This window comes from Pseudonocardia adelaidensis, from assembly GCF_039543345.1.
GTDB classification, from domain to species: domain Bacteria; phylum Actinomycetota; class Actinomycetes; order Mycobacteriales; family Pseudonocardiaceae; genus Pseudonocardia; species Pseudonocardia adelaidensis.
This window is the reverse complement of the sequence record NZ_BAABJO010000066.1, coordinates 1-15,723: the sequence shown is the minus strand read 5'-3', so window position 1 is coordinate 15,723 and position 15,723 is coordinate 1. Positions and strand designations below refer to the sequence as shown.

Here is a 15,723-nt window from a genome sequence, read left to right as displayed (position 1 = left end):
GCAGCCCGAGGGCGCTTCTCCTGCCGGTCGGGGGGAGCCCGAGTTCGGAGCGCACGATCTGCTGCCGTCGGGCTTTGAGGAACTCGCCCAGCTCGCGGCGACGTTGCGCCTCGCCACTCACGCTGCGATGTGCCCTTCATGCAGTGGTGCGATCGGCTCGGTGACGAGTGTGAGGTCGTCGGCTGTGGCCGGGCCGTTCGGGCGCCGCCGCAGCCGGAAGGCTCGGTTGGTGCGTTGGTGGGTCACTGGGCCGAGCACGTCGGGGGTCGTGGACACGAATTCTCCTTTCATGGTCTCCGGGGTCGCCGGGGTCGCCGGGGTCGCCGGTGGCCGGCGGGACAGCAGTCAACAGCGATCCTGCGGGTCCGGTGAGGGTGCGGTTTGACCGTGCGCGCACGACACCTGGCGTGGGCGCGCATGTACGCCGCACCGCGTCCACCGTGCGCGACGAGCCAACCGCAGTGCGCGCAGGTGCTAGCCGAGCGGGGAAAACCCGGGTCAGGGTGTGCTCGGCCGGCGGTGCACCGGCGTGAACCGCAGGAGGAACGATGCCGATCGACTTCACCCCGACAGAGCAGCAACGCCTGCTCCGGGCCCGCGCACGGGAGTTCGCCCGCGACGTGCTCAGCGGCGTCGGCCCGGCCACGCGCCACCTCCCGACAGCGGAGGAGCGGCACCGGGCGACGCAGCCGTTCTACCAGCAGATGGTCGAGGCCGGTTTCCTGCGTCAGCTGGTGCCCCAGGCGCTCGGCGGCGATGGCACCGGCGCCGTCACCGTCGCGATCCTTGCCGAGGAGCTGATCGCCGGCGACCCGAGCGCTGCGCTTTCGTTGTTCTCGACGTCGCTGGGTCTCGCGCCGGTGCTGCGAGGTGGCACACCGGAGCAGCAGCAACGCTTCCTCGCCCCATTTCTGAGGACCGAGGGCGCACCGGTGGCGTCCCTGGCGTTCAGCGAACCGGGCGGCAATGCCAACTTCGACTCCGCGGAGCCCGGTACCGGGCTGCGCACGACGATGCGACGCCGCGGCCGAGAGTGGATCATCGACGGCAGCAAGCAGTGGGTCTCGGGTGCCTCGGGCTGGGACGGAACCGGGCCGATCCTGATGACCGTCGCGTGTCGCGTCGGGGCGCAACGCCCACCGGAGGAGTCGCTGGCCGTCGCCGCGGTCGAGGGGCCGATCGAGGGGCTGCGGATCACCGGCTCATTCGATTCGCTCGGCCACCGGGCGCAACTCCTTCCGCGGTTCGACCTCGTCGATGTGGCGGTGCCGGCAGAGAACATCATCGGTGAGCCCGGTGCCGGACTCACGTTGATCAATACCTCGTTCGGGGGCGCGGCCGTGGGGGCGTGTGCCGTCGGGGTGATGCGCGCGGCTTTCGCATTCGCGCTGGACTTCGCCCGCTCCGACCGCCGCGGCGGCTCGGTGCCGATCATCTCCCACCAGGGCGTGGCCTTCGTGCTCGCGGACGTCAAGACGCGCATCGAGGCGACCCGGGCGTTGACCTGGCGGGCCTGCGTGGCCGCGGACCGGCGCGACCCGAACGCCGAGGAGCTCGGCATCCACGCCAAGGTATTCGGCTCCGAGGCGGCGGTGCAGTCGCTCGTCGACCTGATGCGCGTCGTGGGCATCGAGTCCTACAGCCACGAGATGCCGCTGGCCGGGCTGATGGCCGACGCGCTCGCCTATCCGTTGATGAGCGGCGGCAACATCGGGTTCCGGCGCCGCCGGCTGCAAACGATGTTCGCTGAGCCCGGTTATAGTGCCGAAGGGACAGCCAGCCCTTGACATCCTGGCAGACCTGACGCTCGCTCGGATCATGGACTGGACAGACGCCCGGTCGGTGAGGTCCATGAACCGAGGAGGTGCCCGAGTGCAGGGTGTCGGCGCAACCACGCCCGGGGCGGAGCGCGAACCTGTGGTCGGCTTCGAAGCCTGGCGGCACGCGGTGTCGTCGGCGTTCGTGCCCATCGACGCGCGCGTCGATGTCGCGGGTGGCTTCGCCGGTCGGCTGAGTGCCCACCGGTTCGGCGACGTGTCGCTCGCCTGCGTGGCCGGCTCTGCGGTGACGGTCAGCCGGACACCCCGCATGATCCGGCGTGAGGACCGCGGCCTGGTCAAGATGAGCATGCAGATGCGCGGCCACGGTCTCATCGTTCAGGACGGGCGCGAGGCCGTCCTGGCGCCTGGCGACATGGCCCTCAACGACGCGTCGCGGCCCTACACCCTGGACTTCAGCGACGACTTCCTGATGCTGGTCGTGATGCTGCCCCGCGACGCGCTGAACACCCGGACATTCGAGTTCAGCCGACTCACCGCGCGCACGATCTCCGGTCGGAGCGGCACCGGCGCGGTCCTGGCGTCGATGACCACCTCGCTCGTGGGTCAATCGGCCGCGGGTGAGCTCGAGCCGTCGGTCTACCTGTCCGACGCCATCGTGAACCTCCTCGACGCGATCTGCGCCGAGACGGCGGGTTCGCCTCGCCGGCCGGCCGATGCGCACCGGACCGCCATGCTGTTGCGGGTGCAGGGCTTCATAGAAGATCATCTCGGCGAGAGTGACCTGGCCACGGCCCGCATCGCCGCGGAGCACCACGTGTCGGTGCGCTACGTACAGAAGTTGTTCGAGAGCGCGGGGACGACGGTCAGGGAATGGATCAGGATGCGGCGCATCGAGCGATGCCGGCACGACCTGCTCGACGCGCGACTGAGCTCCGTCCCGGTCGGCGCGATCGGCTCGAGGTGGGGCTTCACGGACCCGGCGCACTTCTCGAGAGTGATCAGACAGCATCTCGGGTTGCCACCGTCGGAGCTTCGGTTGGCAGGCCGGGCCGGCCTGCCGACCGCCCGTACTCCTCGGGTACTCGTTACGCCGGGCGTGCGAGCGCAGAGCGATGGGTTCGGCCAGCTGACCCGGTCAACTTTCCGCCCTGCCTACGAAGGGTTCTGACGAGGAGCAATCGGTGCACGTCATCGTCGGCGGTTCGGTGAGCATCGACGGTGAGGTGCAGGTGCTCGGTGGGTAGCACGAGGACACCGAGTGCGCGTTCGCCCACGGCGGGTGGTCGATGCCGTACTTCGACGCCTGCCGGGCTACTCGGCGTGCTTGGAGGTGCGCCGCTCGCGGTGGTGCGGGCTCGCCCGCTCACGCCTCCCGGGCTGTTAGCGCCACTGCTAGTGGCGGCGCCGTCTTCGCCTCGACCCATCCGGATTGATGGTGAGGGGATGCCAGAGCTGAGATCACGATACCGAGATCTCCCAGTTGTTCCCGGACCCCGGCGTCGAACTCGCCCGTGAGTGACAGGTAGGTCGACTTGGCCGACTGGCCTGGATGAATGTGCAGAAGTTGCCGGCGAGCGTCGAGCTGCGGCCGGGTGTAGCCCCAACCGCTCGGCGTCGGCTCGTACGCCGGGCAGCGTGGTCGGCAGGTCAAGAACGATGCCACGAAGCTTCGCGTTGCGCGCCAGGAGCTCGTAGCCGAAGGCGCCGTTGGTGCCACCGACATCAACGGCCGACTCGACATCAGAGGTGTCGATGACCGATGCGGCGTCCTGGATGATCGGAGTGGAAAGGTCCGTCACCGCGGCGCCGAACAGCAGACCTTCCTCTGGGTTCTGCTCGAAGTACACCCAGATATCGGGGCTGCCCAGCGCTGTCTCGAACCGGTCGCTCCTGCGGCACCGAGTTTCCCCGCTCGGCAGGCACCTGCGTGCACTGCGGTTGGCTCGTCGCGCACGGTGGACGCGGTGCGGCGTACATGCGCGCCCACGCCAGGTGTCGTGCGCGCACGGTCAAACCGCACCGTGACCGGGCCCGCAGGATCGCTATTGACTGCTGTCCCGCCGGCCACCGGCGACCCCCGAGACCATAAGAGGAGAATTCGTGTCCACGACTCCCGACGTGCTCGGCCCAGTGACCCACCAACGCACCAACCGAGCCTTCCGGCTGCGGCGGCGCCCGAACGGCCCGGCCACAGCCGACGACCTCACACTCGTCACCGAGCCGATCGCACCACTACGTGAAGGCCAGGCGCTCGCCCGCACCCTCTTCCTGTCGATCGACCCAGCCAGCCGCATCTGGATGGGCCACGACCGCCCATTCATGCCAGCGGTGCCGATCGGCGCGGTCATGCGTGGCCTGGGTGTATGTCAAATCGTCGCGTCTCGCCGCGCCGACATGGACGTCGGCGACCTCGTCGCAGGCTTCACCGGCTGGCAGGAGTACTGCGTCGTCGACGACGCGACGCTCGATGCCCCGCTCAGCGTCCTGCCCTCGCCGCCGCCGGCGCCGCCGTCGGCTTTCGTCGGGGTCCTGGGCCACACCGGGATCAGCGCCTACCTCGGCATCGATTTCCTGGACCCGCAGCCCGGGCAGACCGTCGTGGTGTCCGCCGCTGCTGGTGCTGTCGGGTCTGTTGCCGGGCAGCTCGCCAAGGAGCGCGGGGCGCGGGTCGTCGGCATCGCGGGCGGTCCGGAGAAGAGCCGACACGTCGTCGAGGACCTCGGGTTCGACGCATGCATCGACCATCGGGCGGCCGACTGGCAGGCCCAGCTCGACGCGGCGACGCCCGACGGGGTGGACCTGGATTTCGAGAACGTCGGTGGTGAAATCATGGATCACATCCTCATGCGGATGAACCTCCATGCCCGCGTGTTCGTCTGCGGACTCATCGCTCATTACAATGCGGGCGACCGCGACACCTGGCGAGGTCTGGTCAACTTCGACCAGGTCCAGATGCAGCGTGTCACGTTGTGCGGCTTCATCGTCACCGACCATCTCGACCGCTGGCCGGAGGCGATCAACTACCTCGCTGCGCGCCTCGCCACCGGTCGGCTGCGCAATGAGGAGACCGTTCTCGAAGGCCTGGATGCGGCCCCCGCCGCGCTGGATCGCATCTTCTCCGGGGCGGAGATCGGCAAGATCGTGCTACACATCGCCGACCCTGCCTGACCTCCCGCGCCCGGAAGTGCCCACACGTCCGGTGACTTATACGATCGAAATGAGGACGATTCGATGGGCTTTCAGCTGGGTGTATACAGCTTCGGCAATACGCCGTTGTCGGACGACGAGGGTCTCGGCCCCACGTCGCAGGCGATTCGCGATGTGCTGGAGGCCATCACGCTGGCGGAACAGGTTGGGCTGGACTTCTTCGGCGTGGGGGAACATCACCGTCAGATCATGCCCATCTCCTCGCCGAGCTCAGTGATCAACGCGGCGGCCGCCGTGACCACACGCATCGGACTGGGCAGCGCCGTAACCGTGCTGGCCACCGACGATCCGGTGCGGGTCTATCAGCAGCATGCCACCGCGGCGGCTCTCGCCCCGGGCCGTATCGAGATCACGGCCGGCCGCGGGTCGGGGACCGACTCGTTCCCGCTGTATGGCTACCCGCTGGAGGACCGCGACTCACTGTATGCGGCCAAGCTCGACCTGCTGCTAGCAGTCAACGCCGCCGAGCAGGTCACCTGGGATGGGCCGCACCGAGCGCAGCCGCTGCGCGATGTCCTGGTGGTACCCCGCGCAGATCCGCCGATGAAGATCTGGCTCGGTTCCGGCGGCAGCCCGGAGTCCTCCGCGCGCGCCGGCTCGCTCGGACTGCCGATCGCCTACGGCGTCCTCAACGGCACAGCCGACCACTGGACCCGTATCGCCGGGACCTACCGCGAGGCGGGCTACCGCGCCGGACACGACCCGGCCACCCTGGAGGTGTCCGTCGCGGGGCACGGCTTCGTCAGCGCGGACGGCCGCGCCGCCAAGGAAAACTTCTACTGGTATGAGAGCTCGGTACTGAGAACCGTCGGCCGCCCCGTGCCCGACCGAGCCTACTTCGACAACAACTACGCCCCGGGCGGCATGACCATGGTCGGCGATCCGGGCGAGATCGCCGACCGGATCATCGCCTTGCAGCACGTGCTCGGCCACAATCGACAGATCCTGCAGATGGATCTCGGCGGGATCCCCCAGCGGGAGGTACTGAGGTCCATCGAACTGTTGGGAACCGAGGTCGCCCCGAAAGTGCGAGCTGAACTGGAATGAGCACCGGCTCGTTCGCGGATATGGCAACGCCTCGTACACCGATCGCATTCGGTCCTTTGCATGCCCGAGCGCGGACTGGTGTGAGCGGGCACGGGCAGGGCCATCCACACAGGGCCGCCGCGTGGTCTACAAACCGCTCCAGTTGGCCGCGGCTGCGTGCAGCCTGCCGGTCCCGCCCACTCCGGTGACCAACTCGCCGGGCCGTCGTGCGGCGCTTCGCCGCCGCCCACGCATCGATAGGCAGAAGACGTTCGGCCCGAACTCCATCACCGAGGGCAGGCGCGCCGAGGTCGAGGACCGGCACCGCTACGAGGTTGCGCACGGCTACGACTCCCGGCTGGCCGAGCGCCACGGGAGATCCAGACGTCGCCGGAGAAATCGCTGTTCCCGATGACCAGGTTGGTCAGCTCGACGGACTCGAACCCGATGTACACGATCCGCCGAGGGACCTCGCCAGGGCCGCTCAAGGTACACGCCCTCCCGCGGAAGCCGAGCACGGTCGAGTGCTCCGCCACGTTCGGCGCCGGCGGCGACCGAGCGAGGCCTTGGTTGCCATGACTCGACCCGCAAGCCGTCGATCCTGATCCGGCCGCGGATGATCACGTCGAACTCGATCTGCCCCTCGGCGTCGGAGCCGGGCCGACAGGGGAGCGGGGCCTCCTCGTCAGGTGTAGGCCGCCGGTACCGTCCCGGGCTGCGCACGATCGCCCGCCCATTCCAGGACGGACCGGGAGCCGTTCGCGCCGTAGCCCGAGCCGTTGAGAGGTGCTTCACAGCCCCCACGAACTACCGCCGGGGTCTGAAGAAGATGCGCAGATCGTGGCGGTGCGGGCTCGCACGGTCACGCCTCCCGGGCTGTTAGCGCCACTGCTGGTGGCGGCGCCGTCTTCGCCCTCGGGCCATCCGGATTGGATGGTGGGGGTACGCCAGGAGCCGAGATCACGAACCGTCAGGCCGCACCCGCCTCGAGGGTTCCAGTGCGACCAGGACCAGCGGTGGTCGGGTCGACAGGCGGTGTGCGATCCCTGCGGAACCGAGATCACTGTCACCACTCCGGCTCAGGCGGTCCCCCTACGACAAGGATCAGGCATGTCGATTCTGGATGAGATCCTCGAAGGCGTCCGGGAAGATCTGGAGGAGCGGGAGCGCGAGGTCTCCTCGGCCGAGCTGCGGGCGCGCGTCGACGACCTGCCCCCTCCGCTGGACCCGCTCCCAGCGTTCCGTGGGCCGGGCCTCTCGATCGTGGCCGAGGTGAAGCGGAGGAGCCCGAGCAAAGGCGCTCTGGCGGAGATCGCGGATCCGGCGCTCCTCGCCCGCGAGTACGAGGCCGGTGGTGCGTCGGCGATCAGCGTGCTGACCGAGCGGCGGCGATTCGGAGGATCTCTCGCGGACCTGGCCGAGGTCCGCAAGGCGGTCGACATCCCGGTGTTGCGCAAGGACTTCGTCGTCTCGCCGTACCAGCTGTGGGAGACGCGGGCGTGGGGCGCGGACCTGGCGCTGCTCATGGTGGTCTCCCTGCCCGGGGGCCTACTGGACGACCTGTACGGGCTGACGCGGGAGCTCGGGCTCACAGCAGTGGTCGAGGTGCACACGGAGGCGGAGCTCGAGCGCGCCGCGAACATCGGCGCCGAGGTCATCGGCATCAACGCGCGCGACCTCACCACCCTCGAGGTCGACCGATCGGTGTTCCCCCGGCTCGTGGAGCACGTGCCTCAGGGCGAGGTCCGAATGGCGGAGTCCGGTGTGTCGGGGGTGGCGGATGTGATGGCGTATCGGGACGCGGGTGCCGACGCGGTGCTGATGGGGGAGGTCCTGGTGCGTTCGGGCCGTCCGCGCGCCACGGTGGAGGAGTTCATCCGCGCGGCTCGGTGACGGCATGGCGTGCCGATCGCCCCGTCCGGCTACTCCGCCGCCCGCCACCGCCCACCCTCAGCGCGAGCCCAGCGGGTCCTTGCCGAGATCCGGCGGGTCTACCACCACCGCGACCTGGTCGGGCGCGAGGCCGGAAAGGCCGGAACCGCCCAGGTCCACGCCTACGCCAGGGACGCGGCGCACGCGCCGTATGTCGACGAGCTGGCCGACCTCGGCGTGGCAGTGCGGGTTCACCTCGGCACGGATCCGCTGCGGCCGTCCGTCGACGAAGTGCTGGCGGGAGTGCATCGACCCGGCACGCACCTCTACACCTGCGGACCGCCGTCGATGATGGACGACGTACTGCGCGCGACGAGGGACTGGCCGGAGGGTTCGGTGCACCACGAGTCCTTCACGGCGTCGGCCGCGCCCGCGGGGGCGGTCCTCGGTGAGGCATTTCCGGTGCGTCTCGCGCTGTCGGGGAAGGAGCTCGTCGTGGGTGCCTGGCAGACGCTGCTGCAGTGCCTGCTCGATGACGGGTCCCCATCGACTACGGCTGCGAGGGCGGGACCTGCGGCACGTCCGTGCTTGATGTGACGCAGGGCGAGGTCGACCACCGAGACAGGTGCCTGAGCGAGGCCGAGCGAGCCGGCGCGATCGGCTCCTGCGTGTCCCGCGGTCGAGGCCCTCTCACCGTCGTCGCCCAACGACGGCGGACGGGCAGGCCGCGCCCGAAGTCGGGGACCACCTGGGGACCGGCACGCCTGACGCTCGTTCAGGCAGTCGTCCACCCGCTGGCGGTGAGGTGGCGGCCGGCGAGGACCGGGGGCCATGCGTCACTCGGGTAGCGCCTGCAGGGAGTGCTCGATCCTGGGCACTCATGGCCGGCCGCTCGGCCGGCAACCGGCGACCTGCAGTCGCCTGCTCGCCACCCGGGCCGCGGCCGTGACTGCCTCGCCGATGTCGGTCAATCGGACGGGTGGGAACGTGGAGTTCGGCCCGGCCAGCGACAGCGCGCCGACGGGCTGGCTGTCGGCCCCGACGATCGCCGCGGCGACCGATGTGCGGCCTGGCTGGAACGAGTGGCACACGCAGTGGCCGTGGGAGCGGGCGGCGGCCAGCTCGTCATCGAGGGCTGCCATGTCGGGCAGCGGCAGCTCCTCGTCGCGGCACAGCCGGCGGACCCGCTGGTCGGCGTCGACCGGGTCGAGAGCGGCGAGAGCGCTCTTGCCGCAGCCGGAGAGGAACGCGGGTGCTCGCATCCCCACCCGGTTGACCATGTTCACCCTGGCGGGGCCGGACTCGCGATGGAGGTAGACGATCCAGCCCTCGGCGAGCTGGCCCACGTGCAGCTCTTGTCCGGGCACCCGACGCAGCGCGGACGTCGACCCCTCGACCGCGGCGACGAGCCCGGTTCGTTCGATGATCAAGCCGCCGAGTTCCAGGAGCAGCGGGCCCAGGCGATAGCCGGCGTGCGGCATGACCTCCAGCAAGCCGGTTTCGCACAGCTTCCGGCACAGGTGGTGGACGGTCGAGCGGGGCAGCCCGGTGCGCTCGGCGAGTCCACGGACGGACAGCACTTCAGCGGTTGGGCGGAACGCGCGCAGGATCTCGGCCGCCTTGCCCACGGATGCGCTCATCGGGCGGTCCTTTCTGCCGACGTCCCCATCCCATTGTCTGTGGTGGACGGCGCCACACCACCCGCACGTGTCCAACCTCGCGGGACAGGTCCGTGGCTTGCGCCCGTTCCGCGACCCACCATCGCGGTCATGAGCCGCGTCTTCCACGTCCCCGCCGGTACGTCGGCGTCGCGGGCCCGTCGGGCCGGTCCGGCGACGACGTCGCCCGCGCCGAACGTCTCGTTCGTCTGTGGTGCGGGTTCCGCAGGCCGGGGCTCCGCGAGCGGGCGCATCGTTGCCGGCTACCTGGCGCCGCACCCGCCGCACCTGATCTACGCGGACAACCCGGAGCAGAACGAGCCGCGCTCGCGCGGCGGCTGGGAGGTGCTGCGTTGGGGCTACGAGGAGTTGCGTCGCAGAATCGCCGGCCCGAACCGCCCGGACGTGCTGGTCGTGCACGCGCCGCACTGGATCACCATGGTCGGCCACCACGTCAACTGCGTGCCCAACCCGCGCGGTATCTCGGTGGAGCCGATCTTCCCGAACTTGTTCCGGTACCACTACGACTTCCGCACCGATGTCGAGCTAGCGGAGTCGATCCTGGCGGAGGCCGACGGTCTCGGGCTGGTGACCAGTGCCATGCGCGAGCCGGACGTACGTGTGGACTACGCGACAATCGGCGCCCTGCATTTGGCCAACCCCGCCTGGGATCTACCGGTTGTGTCGATTTCGGCGAACAACAACCCGTATTTCTACTCGGACGCGGCGCTCGACGAGATGGAAGTCCTGGGGGAGGCGACCCGGCGCGCGATCGAGAAGACGGGCCGCAACGCGGTGCTGCTGGCGTCGAACTCGCTGTCGCACCTGCACTGGGACGTCGAGCCGGACCTCCCCGAGGACATGTCCCGGGAACATGCATACAACCAGCACCAGTACGAGTGGGACATGCGGCTGCTCTCCGCAATTCGGGAGGGGCCGACGTCGCGCCTGCGTGAGCTGGTCCCCCGGCACATCGAGGAGACATCCTCGGAGACGAAGGCGGGGAGCTTGAGCTGGCTGCTGTCGGCGATGCGCTGGCCGGACGTTCCCGGCGACGTGCTCGCCTACGGCACGGTCATCGGAACCGGTAATGCCGTCGTGGAATGGACGGACCGCCGTGCCTGAGCTTGCAATGGCCGCCCTCGTGCCCGGGATGCCGCACATGCTCGCCGCCGACGCTGCGCCGAGCTGGGCACGACTCCGCGACGCCACCCGACGCACCGGAGACCGGCTGCGAGCGGCTGGAGTGGAGACCCTGGTGATGGTCTCCACTCAGTGGTTCACCGTTCTGGGTCACCAGGTTCAGACTGATCCGCACCTGGTGGGCGAGCATTGCGACGAGAACTGGTACGGCTACGACTACGGTCGGCAGCGCTACGACATTACCGTCGACACCGAGCTCGCTTTCGGCTGGGCAGACGCGATCGACGCTCGCGGCCTGCAGTCCCGCAAGACGCGCTACGAGTGCTTCCCCGTCGACAACGGCACGGTCACCGCCATGAACCTGCTTGATCCCGAGCACAGGTTCCGGCTCGCCCTCGTGTCGTGCAACCTCTACGCCGGTGTGGACGCGATGCGGGTCCTCGGCAAGGCGGCCGCGGCGGCCGCGAGCCAGCTCGGCAGGCGTATTGGCGTCGTCGCCGTCAGCGGGCTGTCATCGGGACTGATCCAGCAGTGGATCTCGCCCGGCGAGGACCGCATTGCCGACGACCACGAGGCGTGGGACCGGCGGATGCTGGATCTCGTCATCAGTCGCAAACATGACGACGTCCTGGAGCTGCGTGAGGAGTACGCGCGCGCCGCTCAGGTCGACAGTCAGCTGCGGGTCTATCCGTTCCTCGCCGGAACTGGCGTGGACACGTTGGAGTCGTGCGAACTGCTCGAGTACGGCCCGATCTGGGGCACCGGCGCGGCAGTCGTGAACTGGCAGTAGGAGGAGACAGTGACCCGTACAGCGGTGGGATTCATCGAAGCGGAAGGCTTCGTTCCCATCTTCGACGCAGTCGACGCGATGACCAAGGCCACCGAGGTCGACGTCCGGGGCACCGTCCGCCTCGGCGGCGGCTTGGTAGCGGTCGCCGTGTCGGGAGAGCTCGCAACCGTCGAGGAGGCCGTCGAGATCGGCGAGGAGACGGCGCGTGCCATCTCCGGGCGGAACGTGAAGTCGATCGTGTTCGCCAGCCCCGCCGAGCCGATTCTCGCGATCGCCGGCGACGTCACCATCATCGGAAGCTGAGGACCACATGGCATCCACCGACCGCGCAATTGGCATCATCGAGACCCGCGGCGTCGTCGCGTTGGCGGCCGGCATCGAGGCGATGATGAAGACCTCCGACGTGCGGACGATTGCCGTCGAGCGGGTGAGCAGCGGTTACCTGGCCGCCGCGGTGCAGGGCAGTCTGGCCGCGGTGCGCTCATCTGTCGACGCGGGGACGCAGGCCGTCCGCCAGTACGGCGAGCTGCGTGCCGCGCAGATCTACCCCAAGCCGCACGCGGAGGCCGGCGCCCTGCTCGAGAACGGCACCAGCCGGCGCCTGCAGGGCAGTATCGCCGCGTTGGAGTCAGGCGGCTCGGAATGATGCTCGGCACCGTCGTCCGGCGGGTCTGGTCGGACCGGCAACTGCACAGCTTCGACGGGCGCCGGCTGGTGCTGGTCGCCGAGGCCGGCTCCGATCGTCGCGAGGTGGCCGTCGATCTCGTCGACGCCGGGCCCGGAGTCCTGGTCCTGGTCGCGACCGATGAGGCTGCGGCCGCCGCGGCGGGCGACGCCAGCATCGACGCCGCGGTGGTTGCGCTGGTTTCCGACCCTCCCGCGGAGGAGGGACTCAGTCAGTGAGGCGCCCCGACTCGAGCAGCATCCGGGCATTGCGTCGTCAAGCATTGCGTCGCACTCGGCCCGCGGTGACCACCACCGTGCTACTCGATATGGGCGGCGTCGTCATTCCGACGCTGTTCGAACGGGTCAGGCTGCCGTCATTTCCGTGCGGGCCGTTTCAGGACAAGGCCAGTCCGGACGTCGAGTACGAGAAGGTCGAGAACGGTCAGATACAGGAGCGGGACTACTGGGCGCAACTGGCGGCCCGGCATCCCGAGCTCGACATCGGCGAGCTGTGGCGCAACTGCTCGAGCGTGCGCGAGGAGATGACCACCCTGCTACGGCGCATCGGCGGGCGGGTGCGGGTCGCCGCTTTCACCAACGACATGGCCCACTGGTTCGGCCCCGACTGGCCGTCCCGGTTCCCCCTGCTGCGGGCCTTCGACACGATCCTCGAGGCGTCAGCGCTCGGAGTCATGAAGCCCGACCCGGCTGCCTTCCGCGCCGCCGCCGACGCCCTCGGCGAGGATCCGCGGCGCTGCCTGTTCGTCGACGACCTCGCGGCCAACCTGGGTGGCGCCGCAGCGATCGGCATGCACACCCAGCTCTTCGACGTCCGCGATGCGCCCGGCTCAATGGATCGGATCGCTGCGGCACTGGGGCTGCCGCCGGTCAACGCGGGACGACGCCTGTTCACCACCCCACGGGAACCTGCCACTGGGAAGTGCTGGTAGAGGGCTCGGTGAGTGTGCGACGTTCGGCTCACCCACCGCAGGCACGGGCCGCGGGCACCCTGCGTGAGCTCCGACCACGGCGGCTGCACTCCGCGCCGTGTCGCCTCCGCGTGGACGCGGTGCCGGCGCGGCCTCGATCGCGTCGGCGCGGCGACCCAGGCTGATCGCTTGGGTCGCGTGTGTATCGTGCCGTCCTTCTCCCATCCTGAACCTGCCGGCGCTCCTCGATGTTTCGGCGTGTGCACATCTACGTGGCCGGCCAACCTCGTCTTGTTCCGGGTTCTTCATTGCCTCGGGGCAAGTGTCACGAACCGTGCCGCCGTCGCGGCGAGCACCGCGGAGGCGAGGATGATGAAGCCCCCTGTGAGGAACACGGTCTGCAAGGTTGTCGACGAGACAAGGATTGCGCCGAGGCCAGAGCCCACCGCCAGGGCTATCTGAAGGTTCGTCACATTCACTGCCGACGCGGCCTCCGGGGTTTCCGGAGCCGCGTCGAGTATCCAGACCAGGGTTCCGGGGTTCACGACTCCCCAGAACAGGCCCCACAGCACGAACAACAGCATGGCAAGCCAGGGTGAGGTGCCCGCGCACGCCAGCCCGATGACCAATGCGGCCACGACAGTTGCGGCTCCGCCGAAGCTGCCGATCACTCCGCGCTTGAACAACGACCCGGCGACGATCGAACCGACGATGCCACCACAGCCGTAGACGACGTACAGCAGGGAGATCACGCCGCTGGACAGATGCGTTTGGTCCATCAGGAATGGGGTGATGTATGTCCAGGCGGTGAACTGTCCGATGAACGCCAGCGCGCCCGCGGCCATCCCAAACCCGGCGGCCCGCCGCGTCACCACCCCCACGAGGTCACGCAGGTGTGTGCGTCCATCCGGCCGAATACCCGGCAGTATGATCGCCTGCACGATCACCACGAGTAGCGTCGCCGCCGCAGCAGTGGCGAAAGTGAGACGCCAGCCGAGGAGGTTGCCGAGGAACTGCCCCGCGGGGAGCCCCACCACCGTCCCACCCGAAATACCGGCCGCGATGATGGTGATGGCGCGAGTGCCACCGGCCGGGCCCACCAGCTTCGGCCCGACCGGTGACACGACGGTCCAGAAGGCTCCGAGGGTGGCACCGAAGAACATGCGGGCGATCAGCACCAGAACGAAGTTCGGCGCCACCGCGACGACCGCGTTCGACACCAGCACCGTCAGACCCAGGGCAAGGATGACCGAGCGTCGGTCGAAACGGCCGGAACCGAGGAAGAACAGCGGCGCCGACACCGCAGCGCTGAAACCCGGCACGAGCACCATCAGCCCTGCAAGACCGAGCGAGACATGCAGTCCGTCGCCGATCTGTGGTAAGAGCCCCACCGGCAGCGTCTCTGTCATGACGATGACGAACGCGCCGAGCGCAACGGCACCGACGGACGCCCAGCCCCGCCTACTGTCGGGCTCCGCAGCAGTGGCGGCAGCGCGGACGGCCGCAGGCTGGGTCGGGACGGCCGCGGAACATGACGAAGTCGCGACTACGCGCACCCGTGGCGCGCGTTGTATCGGCGTCGTATGCTCGGATTCGGTCATATCTTCTCCTCACTCATCCGCATGCTTCTGACCGGGCCCCGCCCTACAAACGCCCCAGAGCGTGTCTGCGCGAGTCACGCGCGCGGTCAGAACAATTCAGGTCGTGATCTAGCCACATGAGGCCAATGCGCGGCTGTTGAGCCGCGTGGCAGTGTTTCAGCCCTTGATGAGGTCGATGATGTGGCCGAAGTCGAGCTCTGATGCGAGCGCCGTCAGGTCTCCCGCCGCTAGTTTCACCGCAGCCGCCTGTGTCGCTCCGAGTGCGTGCGTGTACGGGTCGACCCCGAGGCTGATCCGGCGGACACCGATCGTCTGGAGGTCCGCGAGGGTAGCCGTATCCTGCGGGCTGACTGCGCTGATCGAGGCCATGTCCGGCAGGTTCGGTGCGTAGACCACGGCAGCTCCAGCTTCCGCGAAGGCTGCGAGGCGACGGATGGTGTCATCGATGTCCGAGATCCCCACAAGAAGGTGTCCGCACGTCCGGTCGGAACGATCCGCCCGCGTGCGGCAGCGGCGGCGGCCTCGATGCGGCGGACCGCATCATCGAAGGCGCGAATCGGGCTGGAGGGGTCACCGGTGGTGTCCTCGACTCCGATGCCAGCGATAAGATCGGTGCCCGCTCGGCCAAGGTGCTGCCGTGCAACAGGCCGCGGGTGGCGACGCTGATGGCGATGCCTTGACCGGCGCTGGCGACGATGGTCGCGGCGATGAACTCAGAGGTCGCCGAACTCGAGAGCATCCCCGGTGTTCGAGACGCGAAGGAAACCAGAAGGCCTGGCCTGGTCGGCCTTGCTGAACGTCTTTCCAGGATGAGGTTCGTGTTCGTGCAGCCGACGCCAGGCAGCTCACCAGTGCCCTCAGCGCATCCGGGCCGCGCCTTCGAACCTCATAGGCTCATGCCGCCGGTGTGGTCACCCCCGCCTGCCGGGTTCTTCTCCGGCTTGTCGGCGATGACCGCCTCGGTGGTCAGGAACAGCGCCGCGATCGAGGCCGCGTTCTGCAGCGCCGACCGGGTGACCTTGGCCGGGTCGATGATGCCGGCCGCGACCA

At 69.1% G+C, this 15,723-nt stretch carries 17 protein-coding genes; 11 read left to right on the top strand and 6 right to left on the bottom strand.

Annotation, left to right across the window (positions count from 1 at the left end):
- Positions 1-117: 117 nt before the first annotated feature.
- Positions 118-276: a hypothetical protein gene (locus tag ABEA81_RS41945; RefSeq protein WP_345613584.1), complete on the bottom strand. Its 159-nt coding sequence runs from the start codon at positions 274-276 to the stop codon at positions 118-120.
- Between the two features lie 272 nt (positions 277-548).
- Here ABEA81_RS41945 and ABEA81_RS41940 point away from each other — a divergent pair, with 272 nt between their 5' ends.
- Entirely contained in the window at positions 549-1,787 is a 1,239-nt protein-coding gene (locus ABEA81_RS41940; RefSeq protein WP_345613582.1) for an acyl-CoA dehydrogenase family protein, read from the top strand.
- 85 nt (positions 1,788-1,872) lie between these two features.
- The gene (locus ABEA81_RS41935) at positions 1,873-2,949 is read left to right on the top strand and encodes an AraC-like ligand-binding domain-containing protein (protein ID WP_345613580.1); all 1,077 of its coding nucleotides are present in this window, start codon (positions 1,873-1,875) and stop codon (positions 2,947-2,949) included.
- Here the strand turns inward: ABEA81_RS41935 and ABEA81_RS42960 are convergent.
- Positions 2,867-3,700, bottom strand: a complete 834-nt coding sequence (locus ABEA81_RS42960) for a methyltransferase (RefSeq protein ID WP_425570884.1) — start codon at positions 3,698-3,700, stop codon at positions 2,867-2,869. The two genes, ABEA81_RS41935 and ABEA81_RS42960, sit on opposite strands and share 83 nt — an antisense overlap.
- A gap of 181 nt (positions 3,701-3,881) precedes the next feature.
- On the opposite strand from ABEA81_RS42960, the gene ABEA81_RS41930 reads away from it, so the two are divergent.
- The 3 genes from ABEA81_RS41930 (at position 3,882) to trpC (ending at position 7,907) form a co-directional block, all read left to right on the top strand.
- The gene (locus tag ABEA81_RS41930; RefSeq protein ID WP_345613578.1) at positions 3,882-4,949 is read left to right on the top strand and encodes an NADP-dependent oxidoreductase; all 1,068 of its coding nucleotides are present in this window, start codon (positions 3,882-3,884) and stop codon (positions 4,947-4,949) included.
- Positions 4,950-5,012: 63 nt separating this feature from the next.
- Positions 5,013-6,035 (top strand): LLM class flavin-dependent oxidoreductase, encoded by a 1,023-nt coding sequence (locus ABEA81_RS41925; protein ID WP_345613576.1) that lies wholly within the window; start codon positions 5,013-5,015, stop codon positions 6,033-6,035.
- A gap of 1,089 nt (positions 6,036-7,124) precedes the next feature.
- Positions 7,125-7,907 (top strand): indole-3-glycerol phosphate synthase TrpC, encoded by a 783-nt coding sequence (gene trpC, locus ABEA81_RS41920; RefSeq protein ID WP_345613574.1) that lies wholly within the window; start codon positions 7,125-7,127, stop codon positions 7,905-7,907.
- Between the two features lie 57 nt (positions 7,908-7,964).
- Here the strand turns inward: trpC and ABEA81_RS41915 are convergent, their stop codons facing one another.
- Both ABEA81_RS41915 and ABEA81_RS41910 read right to left on the bottom strand, forming a co-directional pair.
- The gene (locus ABEA81_RS41915; protein WP_345613572.1) at positions 7,965-8,210 is read right to left on the bottom strand and encodes a hypothetical protein; all 246 of its coding nucleotides are present in this window, start codon (positions 8,208-8,210) and stop codon (positions 7,965-7,967) included.
- 554 nt (positions 8,211-8,764) lie between these two features.
- Positions 8,765-9,526 carry an IclR family transcriptional regulator gene (locus ABEA81_RS41910; protein WP_345613570.1) on the bottom strand — a complete coding sequence of 254 codons (762 nt, stop codon included), beginning with the start codon at positions 9,524-9,526 and terminating at the stop codon, positions 8,765-8,767.
- Between the two features lie 129 nt (positions 9,527-9,655).
- Between ABEA81_RS41910 and ABEA81_RS41905 the strand changes: the two genes are divergently transcribed.
- From ABEA81_RS41905 to ABEA81_RS41880, 6 genes are all read left to right on the top strand, one after another.
- Complete coding sequence (locus ABEA81_RS41905) at positions 9,656-10,669, top strand: DODA-type extradiol aromatic ring-opening family dioxygenase (RefSeq protein ID WP_345613568.1); 1,014 nt, start codon at positions 9,656-9,658, stop codon at positions 10,667-10,669.
- Positions 10,662-11,477 carry a DODA-type extradiol aromatic ring-opening family dioxygenase gene (locus ABEA81_RS41900; protein ID WP_345613567.1) on the top strand — a complete coding sequence of 272 codons (816 nt, stop codon included), beginning with the start codon at positions 10,662-10,664 and terminating at the stop codon, positions 11,475-11,477. Before ABEA81_RS41905 ends, ABEA81_RS41900 begins: the two co-directional genes overlap by 8 nt.
- Before the next feature lie 9 nt (positions 11,478-11,486).
- Entirely contained in the window at positions 11,487-11,780 is a 294-nt protein-coding gene (locus ABEA81_RS41895; protein WP_345613566.1) for a BMC domain-containing protein, read from the top strand.
- A 7-nt stretch (positions 11,781-11,787) separates the two neighbouring features.
- Positions 11,788-12,123 (top strand): BMC domain-containing protein, encoded by a 336-nt coding sequence (locus ABEA81_RS41890; protein WP_345613565.1) that lies wholly within the window; start codon positions 11,788-11,790, stop codon positions 12,121-12,123.
- Positions 12,120-12,380, top strand: coding sequence for a EutN/CcmL family microcompartment protein (locus ABEA81_RS41885; RefSeq protein ID WP_345613563.1), 261 nt, complete (start codon positions 12,120-12,122; stop codon positions 12,378-12,380). The genes ABEA81_RS41890 and ABEA81_RS41885 overlap by 4 nt, the downstream gene beginning before the upstream one ends.
- Positions 12,381-12,445: 65 nt before the next feature.
- Complete coding sequence (locus ABEA81_RS41880) at positions 12,446-13,093, top strand: HAD-IA family hydrolase (protein ID WP_345613561.1); 648 nt, start codon at positions 12,446-12,448, stop codon at positions 13,091-13,093.
- A 284-nt stretch (positions 13,094-13,377) separates the two neighbouring features.
- Here the strand turns inward: ABEA81_RS41880 and ABEA81_RS41875 are convergent, their stop codons facing one another.
- Positions 13,378-14,673 (bottom strand): MFS transporter, encoded by a 1,296-nt coding sequence (locus ABEA81_RS41875; RefSeq protein WP_345613559.1) that lies wholly within the window; start codon positions 14,671-14,673, stop codon positions 13,378-13,380.
- Positions 14,674-14,829: 156 nt separating this feature from the next.
- Positions 14,830-15,135 (bottom strand): isocitrate lyase/phosphoenolpyruvate mutase family protein, encoded by a 306-nt coding sequence (locus tag ABEA81_RS41870; protein ID WP_345613557.1) that lies wholly within the window; start codon positions 15,133-15,135, stop codon positions 14,830-14,832.
- Positions 15,136-15,723 lie beyond the last annotated feature (588 nt).

Coding starts and splice junctions, on each gene's coding strand:
- ABEA81_RS41940 (WP_345613582.1), top strand. CDS start 549: ATGCCGATCGACTTCACCCCGACAGAGCAGCAACGCCTGCTCCGGGCC.
- ABEA81_RS41925 (WP_345613576.1), top strand. CDS start 5,013: ATGGGCTTTCAGCTGGGTGTATACAGCTTCGGCAATACGCCGTTGTCG.
- trpC (WP_345613574.1), top strand. CDS start 7,125: ATGTCGATTCTGGATGAGATCCTCGAAGGCGTCCGGGAAGATCTGGAG.
- ABEA81_RS41910 (WP_345613570.1), bottom strand. CDS start 9,526: ATGAGCGCATCCGTGGGCAAGGCGGCCGAGATCCTGCGCGCGTTCCGC.
- ABEA81_RS41905 (WP_345613568.1), top strand. CDS start 9,656: ATGAGCCGCGTCTTCCACGTCCCCGCCGGTACGTCGGCGTCGCGGGCC.
- ABEA81_RS41890 (WP_345613565.1), top strand. CDS start 11,788: ATGGCATCCACCGACCGCGCAATTGGCATCATCGAGACCCGCGGCGTC.
- ABEA81_RS41885 (WP_345613563.1), top strand. CDS start 12,120: ATGATGCTCGGCACCGTCGTCCGGCGGGTCTGGTCGGACCGGCAACTG.
- ABEA81_RS41875 (WP_345613559.1), bottom strand. CDS start 14,673: ATGACCGAATCCGAGCATACGACGCCGATACAACGCGCGCCACGGGTG.